This window comes from Sphingomonas sp. J315, from assembly GCF_024666595.1.
GTDB lineage: Bacteria > Pseudomonadota > Alphaproteobacteria > Sphingomonadales > Sphingomonadaceae > Sphingomonas.
Genome location: NZ_CP088296.1, coordinates 3031889 through 3045670, shown reverse-complemented (window position 1 = coordinate 3045670; position 13782 = coordinate 3031889). Strand labels below are relative to the sequence as shown.

Sequence of the window (13782 nt, the reverse complement as noted above, 5' to 3'; positions counted from 1 at the left end):
CTCTACCCGCGCGGCATCTGAAGCGATGCGAAACAGGTAAATCCGCTCGTCCCGCGCTGCAGCCGACGGATGTAGTTGGTATAGGCGCGGCTCTGGTCATAGGTCGTGCCGGGCAGGTTTGCGCCGCTCAGCGCCTGCTTCACCTCCTCGCCGCGAAACGCACGGCCCGCGGGTGGAAACGCGCCCTGCGTCCCTGCCGGAACCAGTGACCCGTCGGCGGCGATGTAGTTGCCCGCGCGCCCGGCATCAGGCACCGGGATCTCGCAATTCAGCACCGATCCGGCAGTCTGCGCGAGCGCGGGCTTGATCGATACGATCGCCGACGCACTGGCCGCACCGAGCATCAGTGCGCGCCTGCTCGGACCTTTGGGCAATCCGTCCTTGGGGGGCGTGGTGTCGGCCATGATGCGTTCATCCCTCGCATACCTGCCTTTCACAAGTGTGAATCGCGCGGCGATCGGTTAGGCTGGGCATATGCCCAGCCTGTTCCACCCCCGTACCCTGACTGCGCTTGCCGCCGTCATTGTCACCGCGATCGTCGCGTGGATCACTGCCGGGCCGGAATCAGGCGGGATCGCGCTGGTGGGCGCGACGCTGGCGGCGCTGATCGCCGCGCCCCCGCCCGAGGAATCAGCGATGGAGTCCAGCGCACCTTCCCCCACTCACGCGGTGCCCGCGGGCGTGGCCGAAGCGATCGAGGCGGTGTTCGAACCGATGCTGCTGGTCGAGGGGCAGCGCGTGACAGGTGCCAATCGTGCCGCCCGCGCGCTACTCGGCGAGCATATCCTTGGCGAGGATGTCCGCGTTGCGATCCGCCACCCCGCCGCGGCCGAGCGGCTGCTGAATCCGGTCGACGGCGCACCCGGCGGGCCGATCCACCTCGTCGGCCTCGGCACGCGCGACCAGCGCTGGGAGATGCGGGTCCGCGCGCTTCCCGGCGGTGCACGGGTGGTACATTTGAGCGACCGCACCGGCGCGCATGCGGCCGACAAGATGCGGGTCGATTTCGTCGCCAATGCCAGCCATGAGCTGCGCACCCCCTCGCCTCGATCCTCGGCTTCATCGAAACGCTGGAGGACGCCGCCGACGATCCCGAAACGCGCGCCCGCTTCCTCAAGGTGATGGATAATGAGGCGCGGCGGATGCAGCGGCTGATCGACGACCTGATTTCGCTGTCGCGGATCGAGGCGGAGAAATACCGCGCGCCCGACGACATGATCGACCTCGGCGCGCTGGTGGGACAGGTGTGGGACGAACTCGCCGCCCTGTCGCCGACGCGCGGCCCGGATATCGCGCTGAAGATCGACGCCGTGCCTGCCGTGCGCGGCGATCGGGTCCAGCTGTCTCAGCTGCTCCACAACATCATCGGCAATGCGATGAAATACGGGCGGCCAGGCACCCCCGTCACCGTCACGCTCGACGCAACCGGATCCTCGATGGTCCGGCTTACCGTGCGCGACGAGAGCGAAGGGATCGCGCCGGAGCACCTGCCCCGCCTGACCGAGCGATTCTATCGCGTCGATTCGAGTCGGAGCCGCGCCGCAGGCGGCACCGGACTCGGCCTCGCAATCGTCAAGCACATCGTCGAACGGCATCGCGGCCGGCTCGACATCGCCAGCACCGTGGGAGAGGGCACCGCGGTCACCATCCTGCTGCCCACCACGCCGATTCCGGAGCCGGTGTCATCATAACGTCACGCAATTGAAACAGAGGGCCGGTCGCGGACAGGCCCGGCCACTGTCCCGCGACTCGCAAAATGGCCGTGGGGAATCATGATGCGCAGCTTCACTCTGATCGCGCTTTCGGCGCTCACGCTTTCTGCCTGTGGCGGCGGCAGCGGCGGTAGCCAGGCGTCCCGCGACCAGATCAAGATCGTCGGTTCGTCGACGGTTTATCCCTTCACCACCATGGTCGCCGAACAGTTCGTCAACTCGGGCAGCTTCAAGGCCCCGGTAATCGAATCGACCGGCACCGGCGGCGGCATGAAGCTGTTCTGCGCGGGCGTCGGCCCGCAGCATCCCGACATGACCAACGCCTCGCGCCGCATGACCGCGTCGGAATTCGACCTGTGCCAGCGCAACGGCGTGACCGATATCCTTGAAGTCCAGGTCGGCATGGACGGCATCGCCTTTGCCGAATCGATCAACGGCCCGAAGATCAGGCTGACCCTCGCCGAGGCTTATCGCGCGCTGGCGGCAACCCCGATGGGCAAGCCCAACACCGCCAAGCTGTGGTCGGACATCAACCCGTCGCTTCCGGCCGTGCCGATCTCGATCATGGGTCCGCCCGCGACCAGCGGCACCCGCGACTCGTTGCATGAGCTGATCATGCACCCGGGCTGCGAAGAGGCCTACCCCGAGGTCAAGGAAATCGAAAAGACCGACAAGGACAAGGCCAAGGACCTGTGCACCCGCGTGCGCGAGGACGGCGTCTATGTCGACTCGGGTGAGAACGACAATCTGATCGTCCAGAAGCTGTCCGCCAACCCCAACGCCATCGGCGTGTTCGGCTATTCCTACCTTGAGGAAAACGCCTCGCGGCTAAAGGGCGTGGCGGTCAATGGCGTCGATCCGACCTATGCCGCGATCTCGTCGGGCCAGTATCCCGGCGCGCGCGCGATGTTCATCTACGTCAAGAAACAGCATCTGAAGGCGGTACCGGGGATCAACGAGTTCCTGACCCAGTACACCAGGATGTGGGATCCCGAGGGCCCGTTGACCAAGCGCGGCATGATCGCGTCGTCCGATGCCGATCGCACCAAGGCGAGCGAGGTCATCGCACAGGGCGTGACGATGAAGCGTGACGGTCTCCACTGATCCGAACCGACACCTGCACCTCTCACAGATAGGCGGTTTCGACCGGTGAACGTCTTCGCACTCCTGTTCCTCGTGCTTGGCCTCGGGCTGATCAGCTGGCTGACGGCGCGTGCGCGCGCCGCCCGCATGGCGCGCGGCGTGTCCGCGCGCCGGCTGCACAGCCTGCCCAGCCAGCATGGTTGGTATGTCGCGACCTGGGCCGTTGTCCCGGCGCTGATCTTCATCCTCGTCTGGGCGAATGTCAGCCCGGGGCTGGTCACCGAATCGGTGCTCTCCAGCCCTGCAGCTGCACAGCTTCCAGCCTTCGGCTTCGAACGCGAGACGATGCTGAACGAAGCGCGCAGCATCGCCGAAGGGCGCAGCCAGGGTGCCTTCTACCCGGTCGCCGAACAGCTCGCACCCGCCTATGCCGCTGCACTCACCCGCTATAACTGGATCGGCACCGCACTGGCGCTGATCATCGCCTTCGCGTTCGGCGCGCTCGCCTTCACCCGGGTGAAGCCCGATTTCCGTGCACGGACAAAGTTCGAGCGCGCGGTAATGATGTTGCTGCTGGTCGCGTCGCTGATTGCGATCCTGACGACGCTCGGCATCTTCCTCTCGCTGATCTTCGAGAGCATTCGCTTCTTTTCGATCGTGCCGATCACCGACTTCCTGTTCGGATTGAACTGGAGTCCCCAGGTCATTCGCGCCGACGATCCGGGCGCGAATCTGGGCGCACTGCCGTTGTTCTGGGGCACCTTCTTCATCGGTGCCGTGATCGCGATGATCATTGCGATCCCTTTCGGCCTGATGAGCGCGATTTATCTCACCCAATATGCGCCGCGCAGCGTCCGTGCATGGATGAAGCCGATCCTCGAGATCCTCGCCGGCGTTCCCACCGTCGTGTACGGCTATTTCGCCGCGCTGACCGTCGGCCCGCTGATCCGCGATTTCGCGGTGATGCTCGGCTTCCAGTTCGCCTCGGCGGAGAGCGCCCTGTCGGCGGGGCTGGTCATGGGTATCATGATCATCCCGTTCGTCTCGTCGATGGCCGACGATTCGATCGCGGCGGTCCCGACCGCGATGCGCGACGGAAGCCTGGCGATGGGTGCAACGACCAGCGAGACGATCAAGAAGGTGCTGATCCCCGCCGCCCTGCCCGGCGTAGTTGCCGGCATCCTGCTCGCGGTCAGCCGCGCGATCGGCGAGACGATGATCGTGGTGATGGCCGCATCGGGTGCCGCCAACATCACTCTCAACCCGTTCGACGGCGCGACGACGGTGACCAAGCAGATCGTCGATCTGCTGACCGGCGAGACCGCGTTCGACAGCCCCAAGACCCTCGCCGCCTTCGCGCTGGGCCTGACGCTGTTCATGATCACCTTCGTCCTCAACATCGTCGCGCTGCGCGTCGTCAAAAAGTATCGCGAAGCATATGAGTGAGAGCCTCATCCCGCAGCTGCCGACCGGCCCCGAGGAGCCCGCACGCGCGGCCCCGACCGGCTGGAAGACCGACGTGATGCAAAAGCGCATCCGCGCCCGTTATGCCAAGGAGCGTCGCTTCCGCATGTGGGGGCTTGCGGCCGTCGTCGGTTCCGCCAGCTTCCTTGCCTTCCTGCTCGTCACGATGCTGTGGCAGGGCATTGGCGGGTTCCAGCGCGCCGAGATCGCGCTGCCGATCGACTTCAAGGCAGCGGCGCTTGAAGTCACGCCAGAGCAGCTGCGGGGCAAGGGTGCAGACCTGGCGCTTGCAGGCGCGGGGCTGAACGATGTCGTCGCCGATGCGGCGGTCGCGGCGTTCGGGCCGGATGGCGCGGACTATATCTCCGACAGTGCCTGGGTCGCGGTCCGCGACGAGCTGAAGGCACGGCCCGAACTGTTGCAGGGCCGCGCGTCGATCGACGTCCCGGCATCCTCGCCGATCGCGCTTGCCGCCAAGGGGGATGGCAACGATCCCGCGGTGACCAAGGTCGCGGTGCGACTTCGCGACGAAGGCACGCTGACCCAGGGGTTCAACATCGATTTCCTGACGGGCTCGGACGCCACCGACCCGACCGGGGTCGGGATCTGGGGGGGCCCTCAAGGGGTCGTTGCTGACGATGCTGGTGACGCTGCTGATTGCGTTCCCCATCGGCGTCTTCTCGGCAATCTATCTTGAAGAATATGCGCCCCGGAACCGCTGGACGGACCTGATCGAGGTGTCGATCAACAACCTCGCTGCGGTGCCGTCGATCATCTTCGGTCTGCTCGGCCTCGCCGTGTTCCTCAACTTCCTCCATTTGCCGCGCTCGGCCCCGCTGGTCGGCGGCATGACGCTGGCGCTGATGATCATGCCGGTCATCGTCATTGCGGGACGAAACGCGATCAAGGCGGTACCCCCTTCGATCCGCGACGCCGCACTCGGCATTGGCGCGAGCCGCATCCAGGTGGTGTTCCACCATGTCCTCCCGCTCGCTTTGCCCGGCATCCTGACCGGCACGATCATCGGCATGGCCCGCGCGCTGGGTGAGACCGCGCCCTTGCTGCTGATCGGCATGCGCGCCTTCATCGTCACCCCGCCGGGCGGGGTGTTCGAACCCGCGACGGTGCTGCCGGTGCAGATTTTCCTCTGGTCCGATCAGGTCAGCCGCGGCTTTGTCGAGAAGACGAGCGCCGCGATCATCGTCCTGCTCATCTTCCTGCTCGCGATGAACGCCATCGCCATCTATCTTCGCAACCGCTTCGAGACCCGCTGGTGATGACCCAAATCGATTACGCACAAACGGCAGCCGAGAGCGCCGCGCCCGCCCAGGCCAGTACCGCGCACAAGATGTCGGCGCGCGGCGTCAACGTCTTCTACGGTGAGAAGCAGGCGATCCGCGACGTGTCGATCGATGTCGACATGGACAATGTGACAGCGTTCATCGGCCCGTCGGGCTGTGGCAAGTCGACGTTCCTGCGCACGCTCAATCGCATGAACGATACCGTCGCGAGCGCGCGCGTCGAAGGCAAGATCACGCTCGACGGCGAGGACATCTACGACAAGGCGATGGACGTGGTGCAGCTGCGCGCCCGCGTCGGCATGGTGTTCCAGAAGCCGAACCCTTTCCCCAAGTCGATCTACGAAAACGTTGCCTATGGCCCGCGCATCCACGGCCTTGCCCGGTCGCGCGGCGACATGGACGCGATCGTCGAGCGCTCGCTCAAACGCGCGGGCCTGTGGGAGGAGGTCAAGGATCGCCTCCAGGACAGCGGCACGGCCCTGTCGGGCGGTCAGCAGCAGCGGCTGTGCATCGCGCGCGCGATCGCGGTCGACCCTGAAGTGATCCTGATGGACGAGCCCTGCTCGGCGCTCGACCCGATCGCCACCGCCAAGATCGAGGAACTGATCCACGAACTGCGCGGCAAATACGCGATCGTGATCGTCACCCACAACATGCAGCAGGCCGCGCGCGTCAGCCAGCGCACCGCGTTCTTCCACCTCGGTACGCTTGTCGAATATGGCGAGACGGACCAGATCTTCACCGCGCCCCGCCAGGAGCGGACCAAGGACTACATCACCGGAAGGTACGGGTAATGGCCACGGGTCACGAGCATACGGTCAAGGCGTTCGACGAGGATATCAAGCACCTCCGCGCACTGATCTCGCAGATGGGCGGTCTCGCCGAAGAGGCGATCAGCGATGCGATGACCGCGCTGGAGCGTGGCGACGTCGCGCTCGCCAAGCAGGTGCGCGCGAAGGACAAGGCGATCGACGCGATCGAGGCGGAGGTCGAGAAGCTCGCCGTTCGGGTCATCGCACTGCGCGCGCCGATGGCGGACGATCTGCGCGATTGCGTCGCCGCGCTCAAGATCGCGGGCGTGGTCGAGCGGATCGGCGATTATGCCAAGAACATCGCCAAGCGCGTGCCGCTGATCCACACCAGCGGCAGCGACCGGATCGAGGCGATTTCGGTGATCCCGGCAATGGCGCAGCTGGCCAGCGAGATGGTGCACGAGGTGCTCGACGCCTTCTCCGCGCGTGATGCCGAAGGCGCGATCCGCGTAATCGAGCGCGACAACCGGCTCGACGATTTCTACGACAGCATCTTCCGGACGCTCGTCACATACATGGTCGAAAATCCGCGCACGGTGAGCGAAGTCGCACACCTGCTGTTCGTCGCCAAGAATATCGAACGGATCGGCGACCATGCGACCAATGTCGCGGAGATGGTCTATTTCGCCGCGACCGGGCAGTATCTGGCCGATCGCGACCCCGTCGAGGTTCCGGAGGGCTGAAATGAGCCGCGCGCGCATGTTGCTGGTCGAGGACGATGCGGCGCTTGCCGAACTCCTCACCTATCATTTCCGGCGTGAGGATTTCGAGGTCCGCCATACCCCCGATGGCGAGGAGGCGTTGCTGCTCGCCCAGGAATCGCCGCCGGACATCGTCCTGCTCGACTGGATGGTCGAAAGCCTGTCGGGGATCGAGGTCTGCCGCCGCTTGCGCCGGATGAGCGAGACCGCGAATGTGCCGATCATCATGCTCACCGCGCGCGGCGAGGAAGAGGATCGCGTCCGCGGGCTGGAAACCGGGGCCGATGATTATGTCACCAAGCCCTTCTCCCCGCGCGAGCTGGTCGCGCGCGTCGGCGCGGTGTTGCGCCGCGTGCGCCCGGCGCTGGCAGGCGAGGCGCTGACCTATTCCGACATCGAGATGGATACGGTCGGCCACAAGGTGCGGCGCGGAGGCGAGGTCGTACCCCTCGGCCCGACCGAGTTCCGGTTGCTCAAGCATTTCCTCGAGCATCCGGGTTGGGTGTTCTCGCGCGAGCGGCTGCTCGACGCGGTGTGGGGGCATGACAGCGACATCGAAAGCCGCACGGTGGACGTGCACATCCGGCGCCTGCGCAAGGCGATCAACATCGGCAATCGCCCGGACATCATCCGCACCGTACGCTCGGCCGGCTATTCGCTCGACGCGGGGCATTGATTTGCTGAGTCAGTTGCGCTGACAGGTGGCACCGGGCCGATGCCGCCTGCATCCAGCGGGTTGGAAGCACCAGGCAAACACGGAAAGATTCCACTCCTGAAACGTTGTCGCGCCGAGCAATTCGCTCCGAAGCGTAACGATGTCAGGAGAAGATTGATGAAGCTGATCGCCCTTGCGGCCGCGCTCGCCGTGGCCAGCACCGCTGCGGCGCAGGATATGGCAACGCCCGCTGCACCCGCGACGCCCGAAACCGCCACCCAGACGGTCGACGATCCGGTCGGCGGCTATCAGCCCGCCACACCGCCGATGCCGACCCCGCCCCCGCCGGGCGCGACGGTGATCTTCAAGCCCTCGGTCTCGCCGAGCGAGGCCTATCCGGCCCCCCGCGCCGCTGGCCCATTATCCGATCTGCAAAAAGGGTCAGTATGACAACTGCCGTCAGCGTGGCGGCTAACGGATCGGGCGCGGACAGATCGTCCGCGCCCCATCTGCTTTGCGGCGCTGGGTAGCGTGATCAGCCGATCACCTTCGTCAGCCCGCCGACCGCTGCGTCGAGCGACGCGGCGCTGTCGCACATCCCACCGCACGCCGCCTGACGCCGCTGCAACTTGTGCAGAACCGACCTGGCCGCATCGATATCACCGAGTTTGATCTCGGCCAGCGCAAGCCCTGTCATCGCGGCGACATCGCGGTGCCGGCTCGCCTTTGCCGCGTCGCGGAAGAAACGACGCGCCGCCTGCGCGTCTCCCATTTCGAGCCACGCCACGCCCTTCAGCAGCTGCGCGTCCCGGCTTTGCGGGTGCACGAACGGGCTGCCCAGCTCGGCCAGCGCTTCGCGATACTTCTCCTGCGCGACCAGATTGCGGGCGGTCTCCACCCGCGCTGGATTATGCCGCGCGCGCACCAGCGTTGCGGCTGGCATGAGATTCAAATTCGGCGTGTAGGAGCTGGACCCGGTCGGTTGACCGGTGGAACTCTGCGCGACGGCGGGCGAAGACAGTGCACAAGCAGCGATAGCGAACAGGACAAGACGCATGACTAACCTCCTCTTCGAACAGCCGACCGTATCGCAACTTACCCAAATCGACAAATGCGGAATCCAGCGCGACGTTCGCTCCACTTGCCAGCCGCGCGCGCGCACCGCATAGCCTGACGCAAACGTCAACTCGGAGGGGTTATGAGCATCAGTTTCGCCGGCAAGGTCGCGATCGTCACGGGCGCTGGCGGAGGGTTGGGACGAGCCTATGCGCTCGAGCTCGCCCGGCGTGGCGCGCGCGTCGTGGTCAACGACCTTGGCGGATCGCGCGACGGCAGCGGCGCGTCGGACGCGGCGCAGCAGGTGGTCGAAGCGATCGTCGCGGCGGGCGGCGAGGCGATGGCAAATGGCGGCAGCGTCACCGACTATGCCCAGATGCAGGAAATGGTGGCCCGCGCCACGGAGGCATGGGGCGGCGTCCATATCCTGATCAACAATGCCGGCGTGCTGCGCGACAAGAGCTTCGCCAACATGGAGCCGGAGGATTTCCGCTTCGTCATCGACGTCCACCTCAACGGATCGGCCAACGCGACCAAGGCGGTGTGGGCAACGATGCGTGACCAGAATTACGGCCGCATCCTGATGACCGCCTCGTCAAGTGGCCTGTACGGCAATTTCGGGCAGGCCAATTACGGTGCGGCAAAGCTCGGCCTCGCCGGTCTCACCAAGACGCTCCACCTTGAGGGCGCGAAGTATAATATCCGCGTCAACACCCTCGCTCCCACCGCAGGCACGCGGATGACGGAGGACATTTTCCCGGAGGCCGCGTTCAAGGCGTTCACGCCAGAGAGCGTCGCCCCCGCCGCCCTGTTTCTGGTGAGCGATGACGCGCCCACCAACGCGATTGTCGGCGCGGGTGCGGGGGTCTTCCAAGCCGCCTATGTCACCCTGACCCAGGGCGTCCATCTGACCGGCGACGAGATGACGCCCGAGGGGGTCGCGGCGCACTGGGCGCAGATCACCGACCGCACCGGCGAGATCGTCCCCAAATCAGGCGGCGAACAGGCGATGACGATCATGGCGAAACTACAGGGGTAAGCCGTTTTCAGTGATGCGGCACCAGCCCGCTCCCGCACCCGGCCACCCATAGACTACACTGTCGTTGGGTGGCCGGGTGCGGGTGGCCCGGCAATCGTTACTTTGCGGGGACCCGTGGGGGACTGCTGCCGGTGCAGCTGAGCTCCAAACAGTCTAGCACCGTCACGGCGTATTGCGTCGCTAACACACCTGTGGCAGTCTCTCCGATACAGGAGGGACTGCCATGTACAGCGAAGTGGATCTGAACAGCGCGGTGGAGGCCGGGGCCATAAGCCCCGAGGCGGCCGCCGCATTCCGCGATCATATCGCGGCGATGCGCTCTGCGCCGATCGCCGACGAGGAGCATTTCCGGTTGCTCACCGGGTTCAACGACATCTTCGTCTCGATCGCCGCAGCGCTGATGCTGGTTGCGGTGGCCAAGATCGGGGGCGAGATCAAACCATGGCTGGGGGGCCTTGCGGTTGCGGCGCTCGCCTGGGGCCTCGCCGAATATTTCACGCGGGTGCGCCGCATGGCGCTGCCCAGCATTCTGCTGCTGCTCGCGTTCGTCGGCGGCATTGCCGCGACGCTGGTCGGCGTGGTCGCGGACAATGTCGAGCTGCTGGAGCGCTATGTCGGCAACGGGAACGAGACGCTCCAGCGTCAGGTCGCGGCGGGGATCGCAGCGACCGTGGGTCTCGCGACCGCTGCGGCGGCGTGGCTGCACTGGCGGCGCTTCGTCGTTCCCATCACCGTCGCGGCGGGGGCAGTTGCGGTGATCGGTGTCGTCATCGCGTTGATCATGCTTGCATTCCCCGGCGCCAAGGAATGGTCGATGCCGATCGTCCTTGCTGGCGGGGTGCTGATGTTCCTGTTTGCGATGCGGTGGGACATGTCGGACCGCGAACGCAAGACCCGCCGCGCCGATGTCGCCTTCTGGCTTCATCTGGCGGCGGCACCGATGATCGCGCACCCGATCTTCCACATGCTCGGTGTGTTCGACGGGTCGGTCCAGCCGGCGATCGCGGCGGTGGTGCTGCTGCTCTATGTCGGCTTCGCGATCGTCGCCCTCGCCGTCGATCGTCGCGCACTGCTGGTCTCGAGCCTCGTTTACGTCCTCTACGCCATGTACGCGCTGCTCCAGACGGCTGGCGCGGTCGAACTGGGCGCCGCGCTGACTGCACTGGTGATCGGATCGGCGCTGCTGACCCTGTCGGCCTTCTGGCAGCCGATGCGGCGGCTGGTGGTCGGCCCGCTCGGCGGGCTTGGCGACCGGCTCCCGCCGGTGCCCGCACGCGAAGTGGCCTATGCCTGAGCCGGACCGGGGCGCGGAATTCCTGCGCCCCGGTTCAACTAGGGTCGGGACCCATAAACGGGATTCCCTTGGCGGCTGGGATGTGATTCATGCGCTGCGCCAGCAGGAGCGTGGATTTGAGCGAGTTTTGGTTGAGTGAAGCCCAGTTCGAGCGGCTGCGTCCGCTGCTGCCGGACAAGGTGCGCGGTGTGGCGCGGGTCGATGATCGGCGGGTGATCAGCGGCATCATTCATGTGGTGAAGTCGGGCGGGCGCTGGGTCGACGCGCCGGCCTGCTACGGGCCGAGGAAGACGCTCTACAACCGGTTCGTGCGCTGGGCGGCAAAGGGTGTGTGGCAGGAGCTGTTCGTCACGCTCGCGGCAGCAGGCGGGCCGCCCGCCGAGGTCCTGATCGACAGCACGCATATGAAGGCGCACCGCTCCGCGGGCGGTGGAAAAGGGGGGCGCTCGTCCAGGCGATCGGGATCAGCCGGGGCGGCCGCAACAGCAAGCTCCACGCGCTCACCGACGGCGAAGGTCGGCCGCTCCGCTTCCTGCTGACCGGTGGCCAGGTCGCCGACTGCCGCGCAGCCGATGTGTTGCTCGATGATCTCGCGCCGCGCACCATCGTGCTCGCGGACAAGGCTTACGACAGCAATGCGATCCGCGACCTGATCGAGCGGCAGGGTGCCGTTCCGAACATCCCCTCCAAGACGAACCGCCGCTGGAAAAGCTGCTTCTCCAAGACGCTCTACAAGGGCCGCAACGCCGTCGAGCGCATGTTCTGCCGCCTCAAGGATTATCGCCGCATCGCCACCCGCTACGACAAGCTCGCCACCAACTTCCTCAGCGCCATCTACCTCGCCGCAGCCGTCACATGGTGGTTATGAGTCCCGACCCTAGCGTCGCAACGACATCCAGGACGGACGCAATTGCGACTTGATCGCACAAGTAAAGCACGGGATGCTGTCAGGACAACTGACCCGGTATCGCGCGCTTCAAGGGCCGTATCGCCCATTTTTTAACGTTCACAACCTGCTTCCCGCGCAAAATGAGTAGCAGGCACGTTGCACCCGTGCTGCAGAGCGCCCTTACTTCCCTCCGTTTTGGGGGAAGTTGTGACTTTGTTGCGTCCGAATTTACCTTGTATCGAACCGGCCGCGGGCGATGCTGCCTGAATCTGCCCGTCAGCAGGGGCTCGGCCAACTCGACGGATCGCGGTTCGATCTCCACATCCTTGAGTTCACCGTGTCCGCCCTTGCGCATGCGCTGGACGCATTCGGCAATCTCAACAGCGCGATCCTGTTTGCCGCCACGGCGCGCGCCTGTGGGCCGTTCGACCAGACACCGGGTCGAAAGCGACCGGTCAGTATCAACGCGCTCGCCGCCTCGCTCGGCCGCCCCTTCGAAACGACCCGGCGACATGCCAACGCCTTGATCGACGATCAGTTGATCGCGCGCTCCCCGACCGGCTTGTCGGTGACGGTCGAGGCACTTGGGGAGCCGCGCGTCGCCCGGATGACCGACAGCGCGCACGACCTGCTGGTCCGACTCGTCGAGGATTTGAGCAATGCGGGCTTCGCCTTGCCTCACCCCGCGGCGGACATGACCTACGACGCGCGATCTGGCGTTGGCATCGCGCTCGATCTGCTGCTCGCCGCAGTCGAGAGCCATGGCGGGCGCGAGGAGAATTTTACGCGGCTCGCACTACTGCTCGCGATCGAATGGGCGCATCGCCGCTACGCCTATGCCGGGACAGACGGGGCGAGCGACCCGGTCATCCGTACCAGCACCGCCGCGCGGATCCTGGGTCTCCCCTATGCCACCACGTCACGCAATATCGATGCGCTGGTCGATCGCGGGCTGCTCGCGCGCGCCGGAGCGGGGCTTCGTCCGGTCGACGATTCCAGGGCGGTTGCGGGTCGCACCGCGCTCTCCAATCGCGCGCGGCAGTTGATTGGCCGGCTGGGCCAATGTGGCTTTCCGATGCGCCTGCCCGGAACCGCCTATATCCGACACCGGACCGCCGCGCCGGATTTGGGGTAGGGTCCACCCTAAGCTCCGGAACCGCCCTGCGCCGCCATCCGTTGCTGCTGCAACTCACCCCATAGAGGAGCAGCCCGATGTCCGACCCGCAGGAACTCGCCGACAAATTCTGGAAAGCACTCGACAGCGACCGCACCCTTTTTCTTGGACTCGACGGCGTCCGCGACGGCCACGCCCAGCCCATGACCGCACTGCGCGACGAGAATCAAGAGGGCGGCCCGATCTGGTTCTTCACCACCAAAGACAACGGACTCGTCCAGGCACTTAGCGAAAGCCATCGCGCGATGGCGCATTTCGCGTCGAAGGGACATGATCTCTGGGCAACGCTCCACGGCAATCTCGTCGCCGACAACGATCGCGACGTGATCGACCGTCTGTGGAACCCGTTCATCGCCGCCTGGTATGAAGGCGGAAAGGATGATCCCACGCTCCAGTTGCTTCGCCTCGACACGGAACACGGGCAGATCTGGCTCAACGAGAACAGCCTGTTCGCTGGCGTCAAGATGCTTCTCGGGGCCGATCCCAAGGCAGACTATCGGGACAAGGTCGCCGACGTCTCGCTCGCCTGATCGTCAAACGCGGCAACCGCTTCGCGCAACGATAACTTCATTGCGCGAAGCGTTCGCCAGCCCCTAAGGCCG

At 65.7% G+C, this 13782-nt stretch carries 13 protein-coding genes and 2 pseudogenes; 13 read left to right on the top strand and 2 right to left on the bottom strand.

The annotated features are described in order from the left end of the window. Positions 1–2 precede the first annotated feature (2 nt). Positions 3–404 carry a hypothetical protein gene (locus LRS08_RS15460; RefSeq protein ID WP_257842841.1) on the bottom strand — a complete coding sequence of 134 codons (402 nt, stop codon included), beginning with the start codon at positions 402–404 and terminating at the stop codon, positions 3–5. 70 nt (positions 405–474) lie between these two features. Here LRS08_RS15460 and LRS08_RS15455 point away from each other — a divergent pair. From LRS08_RS15455 to LRS08_RS15420, 8 genes and pseudogenes are all read left to right on the top strand, one after another. Further along, positions 475–1691, top strand: a pseudogene (locus LRS08_RS15455) (ATP-binding protein). A gap of 84 nt (positions 1692–1775) precedes the next feature. Further along, entirely contained in the window at positions 1776–2816 is a 1041-nt protein-coding gene (locus tag LRS08_RS15450; RefSeq protein WP_260481688.1) for a substrate-binding domain-containing protein, read from the top strand. 45 nt (positions 2817–2861) lie between these two features. Then, a complete protein-coding gene (pstC, locus tag LRS08_RS15445) occupies positions 2862–4241 on the top strand; it encodes a phosphate ABC transporter permease subunit PstC (RefSeq protein ID WP_257842842.1) in 1380 nt (459 codons plus the stop codon). A 76-nt stretch (positions 4242–4317) separates the two neighbouring features. After that, positions 4318–5536 (top strand): annotated as a pseudogene (pstA, locus tag LRS08_RS15440) (phosphate ABC transporter permease PstA). A 71-nt stretch (positions 5537–5607) separates the two neighbouring features. Beyond that, positions 5608–6354, top strand: a complete 747-nt coding sequence (gene pstB, locus LRS08_RS15435; protein ID WP_257845399.1) for a phosphate ABC transporter ATP-binding protein PstB — start codon at positions 5608–5610, stop codon at positions 6352–6354. Continuing rightward, positions 6354–7055: a phosphate signaling complex protein PhoU gene (gene phoU / locus LRS08_RS15430; protein ID WP_257842844.1), complete on the top strand. Its 702-nt coding sequence runs from the start codon at positions 6354–6356 to the stop codon at positions 7053–7055. The genes pstB and phoU overlap by 1 nt, the downstream gene beginning before the upstream one ends. Before the next feature lies 1 nt (position 7056). After that, the gene (phoB, locus tag LRS08_RS15425; protein ID WP_257842845.1) at positions 7057–7749 is read left to right on the top strand and encodes a phosphate regulon transcriptional regulator PhoB; all 693 of its coding nucleotides are present in this window, start codon (positions 7057–7059) and stop codon (positions 7747–7749) included. 156 nt (positions 7750–7905) lie between these two features. After that, positions 7906–8178, top strand: coding sequence for a hypothetical protein (locus tag LRS08_RS15420; RefSeq protein ID WP_260480914.1), 273 nt, complete (start codon positions 7906–7908; stop codon positions 8176–8178). Between the two features lie 85 nt (positions 8179–8263). On the opposite strand, the gene LRS08_RS15415 is transcribed toward LRS08_RS15420, so the two are convergent. After that, positions 8264–8890, bottom strand: coding sequence for a tetratricopeptide repeat protein (locus LRS08_RS15415; protein WP_257842847.1), 627 nt, complete (start codon positions 8888–8890; stop codon positions 8264–8266). Positions 8891–8926: 36 nt separating this feature from the next. Here LRS08_RS15415 and LRS08_RS15410 point away from each other — a divergent pair, with 36 nt between their 5' ends. From LRS08_RS15410 to LRS08_RS15390, 5 genes are all read left to right on the top strand, one after another. After that, complete coding sequence (locus LRS08_RS15410) at positions 8927–9823, top strand: SDR family NAD(P)-dependent oxidoreductase (RefSeq protein ID WP_257842848.1); 897 nt, start codon at positions 8927–8929, stop codon at positions 9821–9823. A gap of 223 nt (positions 9824–10046) precedes the next feature. Further along, positions 10047–11117: a hypothetical protein gene (locus LRS08_RS15405; protein ID WP_257842849.1), complete on the top strand. Its 1071-nt coding sequence runs from the start codon at positions 10047–10049 to the stop codon at positions 11115–11117. Between the two features lie 89 nt (positions 11118–11206). After that, a protein-coding gene (locus LRS08_RS15400; protein ID WP_374580061.1) for an IS5 family transposase occupies positions 11207–11985 on the top strand; the annotation gives its coding sequence in 2 pieces (ribosomal slippage) (positions 11207–11564 and positions 11564–11985; 780 coding nt in all). Between the two features lie 277 nt (positions 11986–12262). Beyond that, a complete protein-coding gene (locus tag LRS08_RS15395) occupies positions 12263–13141 on the top strand; it encodes a hypothetical protein (RefSeq protein ID WP_257842851.1) in 879 nt (292 codons plus the stop codon). Positions 13142–13218: 77 nt separating this feature from the next. Further along, a complete protein-coding gene (locus tag LRS08_RS15390; protein ID WP_257842852.1) occupies positions 13219–13710 on the top strand; it encodes a pyridoxamine 5'-phosphate oxidase family protein in 492 nt (163 codons plus the stop codon). The last annotated feature ends 72 nt before the right edge of the window (positions 13711–13782 follow it).

What these genes read in the sequence shown, in the direction of transcription:
- phoB (WP_257842845.1), top strand. Translation starts at nt 7,057, where the DNA reads ATGAGCCGCGCGCGCATGTTGCTGGTCGAGGACGATGCGGCGCTTGCC.
- phoU (WP_257842844.1), top strand. Translation starts at nt 6,354, where the DNA reads ATGGCCACGGGTCACGAGCATACGGTCAAGGCGTTCGACGAGGATATC.
- LRS08_RS15450 (WP_260481688.1), top strand. Translation starts at nt 1,776, where the DNA reads ATGCGCAGCTTCACTCTGATCGCGCTTTCGGCGCTCACGCTTTCTGCC.
- pstB (WP_257845399.1), top strand. Translation starts at nt 5,608, where the DNA reads ATGTCGGCGCGCGGCGTCAACGTCTTCTACGGTGAGAAGCAGGCGATC.
- LRS08_RS15460 (WP_257842841.1), bottom strand. Translation starts at nt 404, where the DNA reads ATGGCCGACACCACGCCCCCCAAGGACGGATTGCCCAAAGGTCCGAGC.
- LRS08_RS15390 (WP_257842852.1), top strand. Translation starts at nt 13,219, where the DNA reads ATGTCCGACCCGCAGGAACTCGCCGACAAATTCTGGAAAGCACTCGAC.
- LRS08_RS15420 (WP_260480914.1), top strand. Translation starts at nt 7,906, where the DNA reads ATGAAGCTGATCGCCCTTGCGGCCGCGCTCGCCGTGGCCAGCACCGCT.
- LRS08_RS15395 (WP_257842851.1), top strand. Translation starts at nt 12,263, where the DNA reads ATGCTGCCTGAATCTGCCCGTCAGCAGGGGCTCGGCCAACTCGACGGA.
- LRS08_RS15405 (WP_257842849.1), top strand. Translation starts at nt 10,047, where the DNA reads ATGTACAGCGAAGTGGATCTGAACAGCGCGGTGGAGGCCGGGGCCATA.
- LRS08_RS15410 (WP_257842848.1), top strand. Translation starts at nt 8,927, where the DNA reads ATGAGCATCAGTTTCGCCGGCAAGGTCGCGATCGTCACGGGCGCTGGC.